Annotated in this window: 13 protein-coding genes, 1 tRNA gene, 2 pseudogenes and 1 riboswitch; of the genes and pseudogenes, 3 read left to right on the top strand and 13 right to left on the bottom strand. The window is 37.7% G+C overall.

Annotated features, from left to right (window positions below):
- Positions 1–13 precede the first annotated feature (13 nt).
- Complete coding sequence (locus JF73_RS00740; protein ID WP_046326581.1) at positions 14–958, bottom strand: AraC family transcriptional regulator; 945 nt, start codon at positions 956–958, stop codon at positions 14–16.
- 154 nt (positions 959–1,112) lie between these two features.
- Positions 1,113–1,203, top strand: a riboswitch (TPP riboswitch).
- Here JF73_RS00740 and JF73_RS00735 point away from each other — a divergent pair.
- Positions 1,165–2,601, top strand: a complete 1,437-nt coding sequence (locus JF73_RS00735) for an ATP-binding cassette domain-containing protein (protein WP_179853367.1) — start codon at positions 1,165–1,167, stop codon at positions 2,599–2,601. It overlaps the preceding riboswitch by 39 nt.
- 11 nt (positions 2,602–2,612) lie before the next feature.
- Positions 2,613–3,266, top strand: a complete 654-nt coding sequence (locus JF73_RS00730; RefSeq protein WP_046326580.1) for an energy-coupling factor transporter transmembrane component T family protein — start codon at positions 2,613–2,615, stop codon at positions 3,264–3,266.
- 40 nt (positions 3,267–3,306) lie between these two features.
- Here the strand turns inward: JF73_RS00730 and JF73_RS00725 are convergent, their stop codons facing one another.
- The 12 genes and pseudogenes from JF73_RS00725 to yycF all read right to left on the bottom strand — a co-directional run bounded on the left by JF73_RS00725 (position 3,307) and on the right by yycF (position 17,118).
- On the bottom strand, positions 3,307–4,722 hold the full coding sequence (locus tag JF73_RS00725) for a glycoside hydrolase family 32 protein (protein ID WP_046326579.1): 1,416 nt from the start codon (positions 4,720–4,722) through the stop codon (positions 3,307–3,309).
- Between the two features lie 41 nt (positions 4,723–4,763).
- Positions 4,764–5,195: pseudogene (locus tag JF73_RS09915) on the bottom strand (PTS sugar transporter subunit IIA); the annotation flags it as partial.
- Positions 5,196–5,252: 57 nt separating this feature from the next.
- Positions 5,253–6,671: pseudogene (locus JF73_RS00720) on the bottom strand (PTS transporter subunit EIIC); the annotation flags it as partial.
- 19 nt (positions 6,672–6,690) lie between these two features.
- Positions 6,691–8,103: a family 43 glycosylhydrolase gene (locus JF73_RS00715; protein WP_046326578.1), complete on the bottom strand. Its 1,413-nt coding sequence runs from the start codon at positions 8,101–8,103 to the stop codon at positions 6,691–6,693.
- Between the two features lie 115 nt (positions 8,104–8,218).
- Complete coding sequence (locus JF73_RS00710; RefSeq protein WP_046326577.1) at positions 8,219–9,199, bottom strand: LacI family DNA-binding transcriptional regulator; 981 nt, start codon at positions 9,197–9,199, stop codon at positions 8,219–8,221.
- Between the two features lie 76 nt (positions 9,200–9,275).
- Positions 9,276–9,755 carry a 23S rRNA (pseudouridine(1915)-N(3))-methyltransferase RlmH gene (gene rlmH, locus JF73_RS00705; RefSeq protein WP_046326576.1) on the bottom strand — a complete coding sequence of 160 codons (480 nt, stop codon included), beginning with the start codon at positions 9,753–9,755 and terminating at the stop codon, positions 9,276–9,278.
- Between the two features lie 492 nt (positions 9,756–10,247).
- The gene (locus JF73_RS00700) at positions 10,248–11,456 is read right to left on the bottom strand and encodes a S1C family serine protease (RefSeq protein WP_046326575.1); all 1,209 of its coding nucleotides are present in this window, start codon (positions 11,454–11,456) and stop codon (positions 10,248–10,250) included.
- A gap of 65 nt (positions 11,457–11,521) precedes the next feature.
- Entirely contained in the window at positions 11,522–12,319 is a 798-nt protein-coding gene (locus JF73_RS00695; RefSeq protein ID WP_046326574.1) for an MBL fold metallo-hydrolase, read from the bottom strand.
- A 14-nt stretch (positions 12,320–12,333) separates the two neighbouring features.
- Positions 12,334–13,161: a two-component system regulatory protein YycI gene (locus JF73_RS00690; protein WP_046326573.1), complete on the bottom strand. Its 828-nt coding sequence runs from the start codon at positions 13,159–13,161 to the stop codon at positions 12,334–12,336.
- A gap of 1 nt (position 13,162) precedes the next feature.
- A complete protein-coding gene (locus JF73_RS00685; RefSeq protein WP_179853379.1) occupies positions 13,163–14,506 on the bottom strand; it encodes a two-component system activity regulator YycH in 1,344 nt (447 codons plus the stop codon).
- Complete coding sequence (walK, locus tag JF73_RS00680; protein ID WP_038520763.1) at positions 14,487–16,340, bottom strand: cell wall metabolism sensor histidine kinase WalK; 1,854 nt, start codon at positions 16,338–16,340, stop codon at positions 14,487–14,489. The genes JF73_RS00685 and walK overlap by 20 nt, the downstream gene beginning before the upstream one ends.
- Before the next feature lie 61 nt (positions 16,341–16,401).
- Complete coding sequence (gene yycF, locus JF73_RS00675) at positions 16,402–17,118, bottom strand: response regulator YycF (protein ID WP_038520760.1); 717 nt, start codon at positions 17,116–17,118, stop codon at positions 16,402–16,404.
- A 140-nt stretch (positions 17,119–17,258) separates the two neighbouring features.
- Between yycF and JF73_RS00670 the strand changes: the two genes are divergently transcribed.
- A tRNA-Lys gene (locus tag JF73_RS00670) sits at positions 17,259–17,331 on the top strand.
- The last annotated feature ends 112 nt before the right edge of the window (positions 17,332–17,443 follow it).

The raw sequence follows: 17,443 nt of genomic DNA, 5'->3' as shown, positions 1-17,443 counted from the left end.
AGTAAGGCTGCTTTTATTTTAAGTTGATATTTGCTTGTCGAAATAGTTCTGCACGCATCTGCACGGGCGTTTCATGGTAATATTCACTAAATTTTTTATAAAAGAATGATTTGCCGCTATAACCTACACGGGTAATTATTTCCTTAACAGAGATATCCGGGCGTGCCAGCAAACTTCGCGCTTCCTGCATACGTCTTTCATCAACATGTTCCATAAAGCTTTTGCCCGTTTTTTGTTTAACCAAACTTGAAAAATAATTGGGGTTAAAGCCAAAATACTTGGCCGCATCATTAAGGCTGACATCAGTGAAATGAGCATCAATATACTGCTCTAACTCGGTTTGAGCAAACTGATGATTACTAATCAACCTAGTTTCAGCAGCTAAGTCTTGGCTTCTAATTGCTAAAAATAAGAGCAAATTAAGTTCTGCCATAATTATGTTGCGTGCAAAAAGATTTTGATTGAGATATTCATCAATTACTTTTTTAACTAGATGAGCGGATTTAGACATTGGCGTGCCGCTCATACTTAATAAGCGTTTCTGATCAAAAGCTGTAGTAATTTTTTTAAGTAGACCCTTTTCTTCACGATTCAGTTTAGAGTAATCACCTAGAAAATCTTGCATAGTTAAATTAGGGTCAAATTCAAGTTTAACTAAAATATCTTTATGGCTTGGTTTTAAAATCTCGTAGTTGCATTTCTTCTGTAAAAAAATAATATTACCAGCACCCAAAGTAAGTTCCTGAGCGTTAATCCTGGTTTTGACTGCTCCTTTTGCCAAATAAAGAATGGTTAAGCCTGTAGTTTGATAACGATGTATCCCAGTATTACGATTTTCCAAAAAAGCACTGAATAAATTAAAATCTTCATTTCCCGGCTTTATTCTTATCTCATTTGTGTCCGACTTTTTTGAGTCCAAGACACTAGCCAAATATTGTTCTAACTTAACTGCCGCCATTACGTCACCTTCTTGTTTTATTTTTTATTTTCATAAATTTATTATATAGCAAATTGGCAGCTTGCTAATAGATTTTTGTTATTTCACAATTATTACAGACCGTTAAAAGCAAGACTAATCAGTCTAGACAATAAAAATTCTTTTAGGTATAATGAAAATAATATCGGGGTGCCGTATAGGCTGAGAATATACCCGTTGAACCTGCTATGGATAATGCCAGCGAAGGGAAAACGAAAGATTTTACGTCGTCAGGTATTCTCCTGACGATTTTTTTGGTAACTAAATTGATTAAATTAAATAACCTCACTTTTTCATACGATAAAGAAAATCAAATATTAACTGATATTAATTTAAAGATTCCTACGGGAGAATTTTCATTATTAGTTGGCCCTACCGGCTGCGGTAAGTCTACATTATTAAAAATTTTAGCAGACTTGTATCCTAAATTTGCCGGTCACTTAAGCGGCACTGTGACTTTAGCCGGGTTAAAATCCGCAATGATGTTTCAAAGTGCCGGTGAGCAGTTCACGATGGCAACGCCACGTGAGGAAATCATTTTTGCACTTGAAAACTTATGCCTAACTAAAGCGCAGTATGAGAAGCGTCTAAATGAAGCCGTTCAGTTTGCCCAAATTGATTATTTGCTTGATCAAAAAATTAATACCATGTCTGGCGGCGAACAGCAGCGGGTAGCTTTAGCCGTTTTAATTGCAATGAATGTTGACCTTTTTTTACTCGATGAGCCGTTTGCCAGTTGCGATCCTGCAGCCCGCAAGTTTTTGATTGCTAAACTAGCCCATTTGCGCGATCAGGGCAAAACAATCATTGTGAGTGACCACGTATTATCTGGTTATGAGGGCATTTGTGATAACCTGTTTCAATTTCAGGGTAAAAAAATAGTGCAACTTGCACCAGAAGAAAAAGAACAGCTGTTACAGAAAAGTATGATGGCTGCCTCTTATTCTTTTGCTCTGCCAGAACAAAACGAGCAAAATTGTTTTACGCTGCAAAATACCCGGATTTATCAAAATCGTTTGCTTCTCAAGCAAGAGAATTTAAAAATTGTTGCTGGTAAAACTACCCTGATAACAGGAGCAAACGGTGTGGGCAAAACTTCGCTTTTTAACGCATTAACTAAAATGTTGCCGTATTCTGGCAGTATCACTTACCACAATCAGGAAATCAACAAATTAGCGACCCGCAAGTACCTGCTTAAAGTCGGGCAAATTTTTCAAAGTGCAAGTGATCAGTTCATCAACGTTTCAGTGGCAGATGAAATTAACCTGAGCAAAAAGCACCGGACTAATTCTTTCTTTACGGATGAAAAAATAAATGAAACACTATCCTATCTTGAACTTGATTCTTTGCTTGATCATGTTGTTTACTCATTATCCGGTGGTCAACAAAAGAAACTGCAAATTTTACTGATGCTGATCTCTGATCAAGATGTATTACTGATTGACGAGCCCCTTAGCGGGCTGGATGCGGTTTCTGCGGGTAAAGTAATGACGTTACTAAGAAAAAGCCAAAAGGCCCGTAACCAAACGTTATTAATCATTAGTCACGAATTAACTAATTTGGCTGATTGGTGCGACTATCATCTTGTTTTTCAAGAACAGCATTTAAGCTATACAAATAAGTGAGGCTATCAACAATGAATCCTAGTTTCAAATTTTTTCTGGCACTAATTATTTCATTAGAAATATCTCTTAAGTCCAGTTTATGCACCAATTTGTTAATCATCGGTTTTGCATTAATTTATCTAATTTACAAACATATTAAATTAAAGAATTTGCTGCTAACGCTCTTAATGCCCCTAATTGCTGCATTTACGGTTTTTGCTACTTTATATTGGTTTGCACCGCAACCTAACTTGCAAAATGCACTGAGTTTATCCAGCCGTGTTTATGTCTATACGCTGACGATTTACTGTGTCTCAATTGGAACCACTGCCACAGACTTAGCTCGCTCTTTTGAACAAAACTTTCATTTACCGAGTAAGTTTGCTTATGGCGTTTTAGCTGCTCTCAATATTGTGCCGCGAATGAAAACAGCCGTTAAACAAATTCGGACTGCCGGCATGATGCGCGGCGTTTACCTGAGCTTTTGGTCACCCGTTCTCTATTTTAAAGCGATCTTAGTGGCCCTTAATTCAGCCGAAAATCTGGCACAAGGAATGGCATCTCATGGCTACCAGGAAAATGCTAAACGCTCTGTCATTGTGCCCATTCCTATTAAAAAAAGTGACTGGTTAACAGCCATCATTATCCTTCTTTTAGTAAACTTGGCTTTATTCACATTAAAATAAAAAAAGTGGACGTTCATGTCCACTTTTTCTTTGACCTAATTTATTTTGCTAAAGTATAGCCTATAATATTCACTTTGACTGGCTGGTCTGCATTGACAAAAATCTGAGGTGTTTCGGAAGCATAATATCGTTCTGAAAATACCAGTTCACCGTCATTTATGAAAAATTCAATTGAACTGGTATCAATAAATACCCGGATTTTCAGATTGGACTTTGGTCTTAATCTACCATAGCGTCGAGAATCATCTGCGGGTTTATCAGCTCGAGTTAAAACCACTTCGTTATTCCCTTTGTTCCAAGTGAGTGTTACTAAATCTTCCTGCTTATTTTTGAGTATAAAATTAATCTCACTACCAGACCAATCTTCAGTTTCAGCTGTCAAAAGCAATTCCAGATGCTGCGGATCAGAAACATTAATCTGCTTTAATGAAGTCATCAACTTTTCATCAATTACTTTTTCTTGCCGCAGCTGTTTCAGTTCTTTAATGGGTTTCATATACAGCTGATTGTTCTTTAAAGTTAATTCTCTAGGTATGGTTAAAGCACCACACCAGCCATCGGCCTGTTCAGGAAAATCAGCGTGCCACATATCAAGCCAGCCAAAAAGAATGCGCCGGTTATCAGGTGTTAACATGGTTTGCGCTGCGTAAAAGTCATGACCATGATCAAGTTCTTGAAACGCTCTGTGTTCAAACTGGTTTTTGTGATAATCCATCTTGCCGATGAAATATCCCGTTTGGTAAAGATTAAGATATTTTTTACCTTTTGCTGCAATCCCCTGAGGTGAACATAACAGAACATCTTGCCCATTTAGTGAAAAAAGATCTGGACACTCCCACGTATATCCTTCATTATCAGTTCCCTGAGAAACTGCAATTGGTCCTAAATATTCCCAGTGCAATAGATCAGTTGACTTATAAGTAATTGCTCGACCTAATCCTGTTTTATCTTGACTGCCAACAATAATATAATATGAATCTCCATGTTGCCATACTTTTGGATCACGAAAGTGCTGTGAGTTATCAGCCGGTGGTACAGCAATCACTGGATTACCACTGTATTTTGTAAAATGAACACCATCATCACTATATGCAACATTTTGCGTTTGGCAAAAACGACTGTGATCATTCACATCATAATAATGATTGCCAGTATAGATCAGATATAAACGGCCATCTTTTTTAATCGCACTACCAGAATAACAGCCATTGTCATCTTCAGGGCTGTCTGGTGTCAGTGCAATTGGCAGTTCTTCCCAGTGAATTAGGTCTTGACTACGATAGTGCCCCCAATGCATTGGACCTCTTTCAGCTGAATAAGGATAATACTGGTAAAAAATATGGTAGTAGCCTTGATAATACGAACAGCCATTAGGATCATTCATCCATCCGGAAGGCGTTGAGACATGATAATTAAGGCGATATCGCTCGTTAGTAATTTTTGCTGGAACCTGCATTTTTGTTTCTTCCTTATTTATTTTTATAAATTTCAGTTCGCTTACTTGTTTAATTGCAAAATTAAATTGCCGTGATTTACTTCTATATCCTTGTTCTTTGTGGTAAAACCATTTTTATATTCAGGGAATAATACCATGACTGTTGTTTGCTTACCAGCTGCTTGAATAGCTTTTAAATCCATCTTAGCCAGTGGATCGCCTGCTGCAATTTCTTGACCATCTTTTACTAAAATTGTAAAACCTTTGCCACCTAAATCAACAGTATCAATTCCCATATGCAGTAATATTTGTACGCCATTTTCACTCTTTAAGGTAATTGCATGCTTGGTCGGGAAAACAGATATCACTTTACCATTAACGGGTGCAAAAATATCACCGGTAGTTGGTTGGATAGCGAAACCGTCCCCAACTAATTTTTTGGAAAAAGTTTCATCATTAACTTTTTCAAGAGGTAAATATTCACCATCAACTGGCGCTAAGACTGAATTATCATCAGTAGCAACTAGTATTTTGCTTTCTTTGTGGTCCACTCTTCTTTTGTTTTCCGGCAATATCGGCCTGAATTTATTCCAAACAAGAATAAAAATAATTGGCAAAACAAATGCAATTAGGTTACCAATAACATACGGTCCTATCGGTCTGGCAACCGTTAAACCCGGAAGTACAGTAAGACCCTGCGCTAAACCTTTAACATTTAACAGCTTCATGTAAACTCCGCCAAATCCGGCTCCCAGAAACGAACATACGAAAGGCACAATACTGTATTTAAGATTAACAGCAAAGATAGCGGGCTCAGTAATTCCGACTAACGTAGGAATAAAACTTGAAATAGCAATATCACGATCTTTGGATTTTTGCTTTAAAATCAAGTACATCCCAATACAGCCACCGCCTTGGGCAATAATGGAAACTGACCAAATAGGTTGAATATAATCAAATCCTGTCTGTACAATTAAATTAGCTTCAATTCCCTGGATAGCTTGATGCGTTCCTGTTACCACTAAAGGTTGCAATCCTGCAGCAAAGACAAAGGCACCAAAAGCACTCATCTTCATATAAAGGAAATTAATAATGCCGCCTAAAATATTCCCAATCCAGAGACCAAGAGGTCCAAAAATGAGAAATAGGGATAAATTGGCCGCCAGCAAAGTAACAGCAGGCACGAGTATATACGAGACAACTTGAGGTATATATTTAGTAGCTATCTTTTCAACCTTGGCCTGAAACCACGCAGTTAAAATCGCCGCAAAGACACCACCTTGGAAACCCACAGCAGCTATTTTTAGACCAAACAAATTCCAGTACGCTGGATGAACTTGTCCCAAGACAAAAGCATTTCTATCAGCCAAATCAGGTGAAATCATGACAAAGCCGACTAGTATCCCCAAAATTGGATTACCACCAAAGCGCTTAGTGGCTGAATACATTACTAATACGGGCAAGATTTTAAATGTAGTGGCGATAACATTTAAAAATTTACAAAAATCGCCCACATACACACTCTGTTGGGCCAGTGACTTGGTCATACCAAACATGCCCGGAGTAGCAAGCAATGACCTTAAGCCTAAGATCATAGCAGCACCAATAAAAGCCGGAATTATAGGAATAAAGATGTCACCAAAAACTTTAAAGGCTTGCTGAAATTTATTTTTGTTTTTGATACCTTCATCTTTAATTTGATCAACTGATACTTCTTTAGTCCCAGAGATTTTAACAAAAGCATCATAAGCTTGTTCTACTGCTCCTGGACCAAATACTATTTGCAGTTGACCGCTGTTGTAAATTACTCCTTTAGTGCCCTCAATGTTATTAAGTGCATCTTGGTCGGCCTTATTAGCATCTTTTAAGACTAGCCTTAATCTGGTAACACAATGAGTGGCACTAACAACATTATCTGCACCACCAACATTTTCTAAGACTTCTTGCGCAATTTTATTATAATCTGCCATTTGTTTTTATCCCTTTTTATCATTTACGATAATCATTTGAAAACTCAATTTGATCAAGTTGAAGCGTTCCGTTAGTCACAGTCACACTTAAAGTATGACCAAATTTGTGGTAAACGCGGGCATTTAACGCAGTACCATCTAAATAAATCGTTAGGATATTATCATCCACAATTACTTTTAGATCATATTCTTTACCAGCCTTTAAATCGATTGGTCTGTTAAGTCCCTTGCTCATCATTTGGTACCACCTGTAACAAGGATTTTTATCCAAAGTTAAACAGCTCTCATCTAAATTAAATCTAAACTCATAAGATTCATCTGTTGCAGGATTTCGGTAAAGTCGAATAGAAAAATCACTAACAGATTTGCTAAAACTGATTTTAGTATGGAAATAGAAGTGTTCCCCCGTATCCTTAATAAGTTCTTTTTCTTCAAGAGTGTCTGTAGTTTGCAATTCCTGCGGCGGAATCTCTCTTTTATTTGCAAAGGCTGCACAAATTTCTGCAACAGGACGAACACCCAACGTATTATCCGCACGTTGGTAAATTTCTTGTGGCACAAAAGTACCGCCCCATTCATAATTGTTCATATCATTCAGACCAACCTTAGTGGGAACCCAGCCAAAGAGTACTCGGCGCTTACCGTCAAATGCTGTTCTGGCAGCATAGTAAGCTCGACCATCAAAAGCTTCATCTTTAGGCTTAACCCAAGGGCCATTTAAACTTTTACTCATCCTATAAAAAACCTTGTTTTTGACGCTATATTCTGAATAAACCAGATACCACCAATCACCCATTTTAAAAAGTTGAGGCATTTCAAACATGGTATATAAATTTGGGGCCCAGAAGTCACCCTCAAATTGCCAGTTCTCTAGATCTTTTGAAGTGTATTTTACAAGTCTTCCAGTTAACTTATGCTTATCTTGACCTTTACGCGCTCCTAAAATCAGCAGGTATTCCTTTTTGGTATCATCCCAAATGACCGATGGATCACGCCAATTACGGTTATCATAGCTGGGTTGTGGTTCAAGCTTTAAAGCATTTTTTGACTTCGTCCAGTGAATAAAGTCATTACTTGTGGCATGCAATAGTATTTGCGAAGTCTTTCCTTCTTTTAAAAATTCTTTATTAAAACCTGTGTAAAAAGCATGAATTTTACCATTAGCTTCAAAAACAGACCCAGCATAAACAAATTGATCCCAGTCTTGATCGCTGCCCCGCTTTAGTACCTCTCCATAATCATCGTAGTGTACAAAGTCTGTGGTGGTTGCAAGCGACCATCCAAACGGATCAGTAATTGGACCATGAATCCGTTTATCTCGTTGATGGTAAATATAAAACTTACTATCCTGAGCGTAAGGCATAATATCTCCTACCCAAACATCTTTAGGTTGATAGTAAATTTGTTGATTATTAGTCGGCTTTAAATCCATCGTTTCCTCCTTGTTAGCACTTACATTCACTATTGAATATACTGCAACCCGTTACATATGTCAACCGGTTACATATATAAAATTAAAAAAAGCCAGTTAAAAAAACTGGTAATTATTACACTGTGCGCCCTATATAAAGGCTTACAGGAAGGTCAAGGCAATCTGTTTCTTTTTTACCGTTAATTTTATTTATTAATTTTTCTGTTGCTACTTGTGCTATTTGACCAATTGGTTGTCTGATTGTTGTTAATCTGGGGTTATATAATAGAGTTTGCTTTGCCCCATCAAAACCGATAACTTTGACATCTTCTGGTACTCTTTTATCATGCATCTCTAGATAAAAAATAGCTAATGAAGCTAATAAGTCATCTCCTGCAAAAATGCCATCAATTTGGGGATGCTTCTGCAAATAATTTTCAATAGTCTCTTTCTTTTTAGCAGCACTCCACACAAATGGAACTTCCAGAACATTTTTAGGTAAATTATTTTTTTTCATCAAATTCAAATAGGCAATTGAGCGATCGTTAGCTGGCAACTTAACTGAACTATCACCCCTAATATCAAGTATTTGCTTACACCCACGGTCAATTAACAATTGCACCGCCATTTTACCACCAGCATAATTATCACAGGCAACAGTTGTAGTATTTTCACCCAAGTCACGGTCAATAGCAACTATGGGCAATTTAGAATTTTGATAACCAGACACATACTTATTATGCGTGCCAACAATAATGCCGTCTACTTGATTTTTGCGGAGCATTGTCAAATAATCAATTTCTTTTTGGGGATTATTTAGACTGTTGCAAAGAAGCATTTTGTAGCCCTTTTGAGACAACAAATATTCAATATCCTGTATTAATTCAGCTTGAAAAGGATGAACATTTGAAGGAAAAATGACACCGACTGTATATGTTCTTTTTTGATAAAGCGCACGAGCTAAATCGTTGGGATAATACTCTAATTTTCTCATTGCTGCCTGGACTTTATCACGAGTTTCTTTACTAATATAGCCCCTATTATTTAAAACTCGTGAAACCGTAGCGGTAGAAACTTGTGCTTCTTCGGCAACTTCACGGATTCCAATCTTTTTCATACTAAAATTCCATCCTAAATATAATTTAAAATCAATCCTATCTACTCTTTAAAATACAACATTCAGACAATTTGGTCTACTTGTGATACGGGCTCCCACTATTAATCATAAAGCTGCGATAAATTTGTTCAATTAGCACAACCCGCATTAACTGGTGAGGCATAGTCAACCTGCCAAAACTGAGTAGATCATCCGCCCGCTTATTAACGGCAGCACTGGTACCTAGGCTGCCACCAATTACGAAAGTAAGATCTGAATGACCGTAAGTGCCCAAATCTTTTATTTCTCCAGCAAGTTCTTCACTGCTTCTCTCTTTACCTTTAATTGCCGTCACAAAAACATATTCTTTAGCTTTAATTTTACTGAGAATTCTCTGTCCTTCTATTTCTTTAACATTTTCCTGTTCTGCCGCACTAAATTTTTCAGGAGCTTTTTCATCTGGCACTTCTATTATCTGGACTTTGGCAAACCTGCTCAGTCTTTTTTGATACTCAGCAATCGCAGCCCTAAAATATTTTTCTTTTAACTTACCCACACAAACAATCTTAATATTCATAATTGCTATTTTATCCCCCAATTCCCAAAGTTTCCACTTGGTTTTTCCACAATTGTGTATAAGCAAAATCTATATTTTGTGGTCTTTACCTTTAGTAAGCAAATAAATTGTGGTTAGCAAACTTTTTTACTTTATTCGAGAACATTTTACCCACAAACAGATTTTTCATAGTTATTTTTCACAAACTTTTAGACCTCAAATACTACTGTTAAGCCTTGAACAACTGTTTGTGCTAATTACTTTTCACTATTATTTACACACAATTCACAGCTTTTCCACAATTTATCCCAAGTTGATTTCCGCCTTTTATGCACAATCCACAAAGTTTTCCACAGTTTTCAACAAAGGTTGACTACTAGTTTTTTACTTGACAGACTTAAAATACGAACCTTATTTTGTTTCCCACTAATTTTATTAACAAAAAGGCTATACTTATGTTTTAAATCGCATAGTATAGCCTTTTTTTAGCTTATTTTTAGAATATTAATTCAGCTAATCCGATTGTAATTTTACTTGTAAATTAATTTCTTTGCCGTTTCTGTTAACGGTTAAAGTCACTCTATCTCCGACTTTGTGATTATACAAAATGCTGTGTAACGAAGCAACATCAGAGACAGCCTTGTTGTCAACTTTAATTATTACGTCACCCGCTTTAATTCCCGCTGTTGCAGCTGCGCTGTGCTTGGTAACCGAATCAACATAAATACCATTCTTGAGGTTAGACTTGATATTAAGGTGTTTTCTGTAGCTGGACGGAATGCCCTGCAAAGCTATGACCTTAACTCCCAGCTGTGGACGAACGATTTTACCCTTCTTAACCAGCTGGTTAACAATTGTGACTACCTCATTTGAAGGAATCGCAAAGCCCATACCCTCAACTGATGTACCATCACTTGATTGAGAAAGTTTCATTGAATTAATCCCAATAACTTGTCCGGCAGAATTGACTAATGCACCACCCGAATTACCCGGGTTAATAGCTGCATCAGTTTGAATAACAGTTTGCTGGTTAGCAGATGAAGTTGTAATGGTACGTGCAGGAGCTGAAATAATCCCCTGGGTAACCGTAGAGGCATATTCGCTACCAAGAGGGGAACCAACCGCAATTACGGTTTGACCGGCTTGTAAGCTCTTAGAATCGCCAAATTCGGCTGTCTGAGTAACATAGCTGCTGTCTATTGAAAGAACTGCCAGGTCTGTTGTTGCATCCGTACCAATGATGCGGGCGTTGACAGTTTTACCATTAGAAAGCATCACTTGTATTTTATCGCTACCTGAAACCACGTGATTATTAGTGACGATATAGCCTTTATTGCCAGCTTTCTGGTAAATTACTCCAGAACCTTCACTATAAGTCTGCAGCTTTCCTTTACTCTTATTGTCATTGTCGTCATCACCGAAGATATCAAACAAAGAGTTATTGCTGTTTGACTGTCTTTTCATATTAATTACGGATACTACTGCACCCTTGACGTCATTATAAGCAGGTGTCATTGTGCCACTGGTTTTGGCACTATTTTTGGAAGTCTTCGCGCTGCTTGAACTAATACTGGTTTGCGCATTGTTGTTCATATTTGCATTATTTATTTGATCGAGGGCCACATACGAGGCGCCACCACCAATTAGTCCTGCTACTAAGCCAATAATAACAGTCTTAACAATGCCATGCTGCTGATGACCAGAGTTTTGATTATACATCATTCAGTCTCCTTTACACATCTTTGTTTACTATACTAACAAATCTTGAAAAAAGATAAAAAGTTTTCTTAAATTTGTACTAAATTAGTTGGTTGAACCGGATCAGTCAGAACAATTTTAACATCACTGGGTAAGTTAGCATCGCCGTTAACCATGATCTTTTTAGCAGCATCATAAGCTAATTTAGCCGTATTATTATGCTGACTTCTATGTGCTAAAAAAATATGCTCTGTCCTACTTGTTACTACATCTAGCAACGCTTGACCCGCGTCCTCGTTTGACAAATGTCCTACATCCGACAGTATTCGCTGCTTTAAGCCCCATGAATACGGGCCGTTACGCAGCATCATGTCATCATAATTAAATTCCATTAAATAAGCATCAGCATCGCTAATGACGCCTTTTACTTTACCTGAAACGTAACCTGTATCTGTCAAAAAAGCCATACGCTTGCCGCCACTAGTAAAAACATAATATTGCGGTTCGGCGGCATCATGACTTGTAGCAAAAGCCGTAACGTCTAAATCGCCAAACGTTTTAGTCTGTCCCGGTTCAATCACGTTGATTTGTTCAACTGGTATTTGCCCAATTTTTTGAGTTTCGGTTAAATATTCCCATGTGCCGCTGTTGGCAAATGCGGCAATTTGGGGATAGCGCCGCATTAAAACACCTAGTCCCTTGCTATGGTCTGAATGATCGTGGCTTAAAAAGACCATGTCAATATCATTAATATCAACACCAACTTCTGCTAACAAAGACTTTATTTTTTTACCGGATAAACCAGCGTCCATTAAAATTTTATGCTGGTCGGTTTCAATTAAACTGGTATTGCCAGTCGAACCACTAGCTAAAACAGAAACCTGCACTGTGTTTTCCCTTTCTAATTTTTCTGTACATTAACATTATAAGAGCTACCTTGCAAAATTTGTGCTGTAAATGCATTAACTCTTTTGACGGTAATATTTTTAGTGGTTTTATTCTCAACTTGAATTAGCCAAGTTGGCAGCAAGATCGTACTGCCGCGAACATCGGTTAACTTGGAATATCCCAAACTAACTTGCATAACTCTGGAATTGTTAACAATTTCTCTATCAGTATACATTGCCTTAACAGCGTGCCAAGCACTAATAATCAATTGCGGTTCACGCACCGCTTTTATTGGTCCCATATAAGAAATAGTATAATTAATAATCTGGCCATTGCGCACATTAATTGTTAACTGCGCGTCACTGTCATAAATCCGCCCATAATCAGTGTTTTGCACATAACAATACGTATTATCTCCTGACATGCTGGGCTCAAACTTAAATTCTTTACCATAAGGAACATTGGCAGGTTCATTCTTAAATTCTTCCAACTGCTGCATGATTTTTTTACGGTTGCCATTAAGCAAAATCATAGACTTGGGCGTTCCGGTTAACGAATTATCGCTTTTGGAATAATGCGTTGTTACTTGGGTTAAACCGCTGCTTTTGCGAGAAAGATAATCACGGTTTTTAACAGCTAAATAGTAGCCAGACTGCTGTTTGCGCGAGATGTGTAAAGGAACGTCAATGCCATCAGCTCGCATTTCAGCCCGAATACTGGTTGCCGTTGTTCCCGGGGTACTGCTTAAATTAATAGGTGAGCGCCATATCTCAATGCCTAAATAAATATCAATTAAGAGAAAGATAATGAAAAATAACCATTCTATTCTTTTTCGGTCCATCTTATTTTCCTTCTTTCGGCAATGTTTCATTATATTTATTTAAGCCGGAAAAATCTTCTTTTTCCCAAGCGGCTAAACTTTTCCATTGGTCATAAGCTTTTATGTAATAGCCGGGGATGAGGTTAACCAGATGATCATGAGAGTTATCCTTTTCCACCCGAAACGCGACAATAATACGCTGGATCTCTGTTTCTTTCATACCAGCATTCAAGAGTTTCTGCATCACTGCTGCACTAGTAGGCAAAGTCTTGGTCTGCCCGTCAAAAGGTATGGGAATTTGCAAATCGGTATTGTTAAAGTCAACTTTAACTGCGTCGCCGGTAAAGGTAGTAGTGACTTGGGGACTGCTTTCATCCCAGAAAACAGGTATTCCTTCGATATAGTTCACATAACTCATAGAGTCATTAATCGTATCAAAATACCGCAGATCCTGCTCACTTAAACCCAGTTTATGAACAAAATCAACACTTTCTAACAAACGTTCATTAAGTGACAAATCCTTCTGCTTTTCAAAGCGGGTATAATGAAAATCATGCCTATCACTCTTGGCTTTAGGAACACGTAAATTTGTATAGTAGTTGAGAGAATACGTGGTCCAGCCTTTTTTATTAGAACGGGTAGTCACACTAGTAGTACCTAATAATCGGGAAACAAAATAAGAATCGGTTTGCGTATTTGTCAGGTAGCTGTAGATGCGCCAATGGTCTTGTTTAGTAAAAAAGACTTCATAACAATTTTTAAGCCGGACGAATTCAACCGGAATTTTGCCCCGAGCTCTGCCGGCATAGTCACGTAATTTGGTAAAGTCGGCTTTAATCAAGTTAACGCGGTAAATAGTATTGGTCTTATCGTTGCCTAAATAAAGGTAATCGTCGCTACTGGTGACAAAAATACGTCTAAATCTTTCATCGTTTTCTCTAACTTTTTTCTTAGTGAACAGATTGACGCTGACCTCTTTAGGAAAACTGAGCTGAACACAATCTTCATCATGCAGCATTTCTTCATATTCTTTTTTACCCGTACTGCTTTTTCTAATACTGCGAAACTTAACGCCCTTCATTTCTTTAATAAATTCTAGCGGCAGATTTTTCTTAGAATCATACAAACGGTAGAGTTGACCATCTCTAAAGCCATAAGAGTTGGTAGGAATATAAAGATTAGAAGCAATGCGTCCCCGCCGGTTTTTGGCTTGCTCAGTCACTCTACTTGGTTGACTAATGTGATGAAAATACTGGTCATTAGTCATGATGAAAATCCAGAGAACGATTGAAAGAATAAAAACTGCTAACGTTCCTATTAAAAGTAAAGCGTCACCGAGTTTAAATTTAGACTTCATCCCAATCATCTCCTTCACTCATTGGCTCATACGGCAGTGAAATATAGAAAGTTGACCCTTTGCCCTCACTACTGTTAGCCCAAATATGACCATGATGTTCTTCCACAATTTCTTTGGCAATTGCAAGACCCAATCCCGTACCGCCTTGAGCCCGAGAGCGAGCCTTATCAACGCGGTAAAAGCGGTCAAAAATTTTATTAAGGTCTTCACGCGGAATACCTAACCCCTGATCAGCTATGCTAAGCACAATTCGGTTTTGTTCAGAATGTAATTTAACCGTAATTTTACCCCCATCAGGTGAATATTTAATTGCATTATTCATTATGTTATCAATTACCTGGGCAAACTTGTCCGTGTCGATTTCTACCCATAATGCCTGTTTGCCAATGTGCCGCTCAATCGTATATTTTTTATTTTCTGCCTTATCGGTTTTTACAATCATATCAAAGCGATCCAAGATATGAGCGACAAAATCATTAAAGTTAACCCATTCCAAATCAACTTTTGAAACTCCTCTATCCATTCGTGACAGACTAAGCAGTTCACTAATCATTCTAATCATGCGCTCTGTTTCTTCTTGCGTCACCTGCAAAAACTTAGGGGCAATCTTAGGATCTTTCCAAGCACCTTCATTTAAAGTTTCAATATACGCATGCAAACTTGTCAGTGGGGTACGCAATTCATGGGAAACATTAGAAACGAATTGCTTTTGTGAATTTTCATTTTTTTGCTGCTCAGTAATATCATGCAATACGCAAACGCTACCGGACACAAAGCCGGTAACCCGCTTAATCAGAGAAAAGCTGGCATGTAAAATCACTTCATCGCGCGTGCCCTTATTGATAGTAATAACTATCCCTTTTTGACTGCCAATTAAGTCTTGCGACGATTCTTCTAACCCTAATACACTAGCGATTGGCTTGTTAATAATTTCATCGTCGGTAGTGTTTAAGAAGTTAAGCGCCATTTGATTAACAACATTAACGTTGCCGTGCCTGTCAGTAGCCAGGACGCCGTCACTCATATGCGATAAAACGCTGTCCAACCTGCGTTGTTCACTTTCAGATTCTTCTTGAGAACGTTCAATTCTAACTGATAGGGTATTAAAGGCTTGTCCTAGTTGGCCCAACTCATCGTTTGAATAGATTTTTACCTGACTTGAATAATCGCCATCGGCGATATTAAGTGCCTGACTTTGCATTTCTTCAATCGGCTTAGTAATAGCATGGGAAACAACTAAGGACAAAATCGCTCCCATTACCGCCGCAATCAACGAAGTAACCAAAAACATCAACGAAATGTTACGCAAATCGTTAAAAACCCCTTGCATTGACGCGCGCACATAGATGGCGCCAACGGTATTAGCAGAACCGTTGCCGGCACTAAGAGGTGTGACTTGAATCATATAGTCCCCGCGGTCATTAACAACTTTAGTTGCCTGTCTGCCAGTTGAAGTGACTTGTTTAACCATAGTATTGTTAACGCGCTGACCAATGCGGTTTTTATCATTTAAATTTGAAACTGCACGAATAATATCCTTATTATCTACAACGATGATTTCGCTAATCGTGCCCACGCCGTTGCTGTAATCATTTACTATTCTGTTTAAATTGCTATCAGTATGTTTATTATCTTTTAGCAATTGATTTGAAAGCTGGTTCGACACAATAGGCAAAACCTGAATTGAAGATTGAAAGTTTTCAATACTGTTTTGTTCCAATTGACGCGTAAAATAAGCGCCGATTACTTCAATTGTGGCAATAATCGTCGCCATAAATACAATGGCTAAAGTAGTGTTAATAGAAATGGTTAAGTGTTTAAACTTGTTTTTGATTTTTTTCATGGTTTCGCAAAATTAAATAAAAAGAAAACCACGCATTATTAAACATTGCGGGCTTTCTTTATTAGTCTTCATTAGGCTGTTTTACATAATAGCCAACACCGCGACGAGTCACTAAAATCTGCGGTTGAATTGGGTTATCTTCAATTTTTTCACGTAAACGGTGAACTGTAACATCAACTGTCCTAACATCACCGAAGTAGTCATAACCCCAAACCGTCTGTAAAAGGTGTTCTCTAGTCATCACCTGATCCATGTGCTGGGCTAAATAATAAAGTAATTCGAACTCACGGTGAGTCAGTTCAATCTTTTTACCTTCTTTTTCAACAATATAAGCATCTGGCATAATTACCAGATTGCCAATGGTAATATTCTTGGATGAAGCGTCCTCGTTAGCACTCTCATCTTTTTTAACAATATTGCGCCGACGCAAATTAGCCTTTACCCGTGCCACTAATTCACGGTTAGAAAAAGGCTTGGTCACATAATCATCTGCGCCCATTTCCAAACCCAGAACTTTATCAATTTCAGTATCTTTAGCCGTAACCATAATTATGGGCATATCGTGTGTTTGTCTTACTTCACGTGCTACATCCAAGCCATCTTTTTTAGGCAGCATCAAGTCTAAAATCATTAAGTCAGGATTGTATTCGTCAACCTTCTTGATGGCTTCTTCACCATCATAAGCAGTGTCGACGTCAAAACCCTCTTTGGTCAAATTAAATTTAATAATATCAGAAATCGGTTTTTCATCATCAACAACGAGAATTTTCTTTGACATCGAAAAGCCCCCTTTTGTTATCATTATACTGGTTTTTAGTTTATTAGCCAAAAAAGTCATCAAAATTTAATAAAAAAACTTGCAATTCCTTTAAAATAATAGCATAATAGTTTTCGTTGGTTATTTAATACAACGCTTATGGGTGGCTAGCTCAGCTGGCAGAGCAACGGACTCTTAATCCGTGGGTCCAGGGTTCGAACCCCTGGCCACCCATTGATTATTAAAGGAAGCAATCACTTGGTTGCTTCCTTTTTGTTTGTCAAAAATGATATCAAATCTAAATATAAAGCCTATTTAATTTCTTGTTTCCTATATGGTATAATAG

This window comes from Lactobacillus helsingborgensis (assembly GCF_000970855.1).
Classification (GTDB): domain Bacteria; phylum Bacillota; class Bacilli; order Lactobacillales; family Lactobacillaceae; genus Lactobacillus; species Lactobacillus helsingborgensis.
This window is presented reverse-complemented; position numbering and strand designations above follow the sequence as displayed.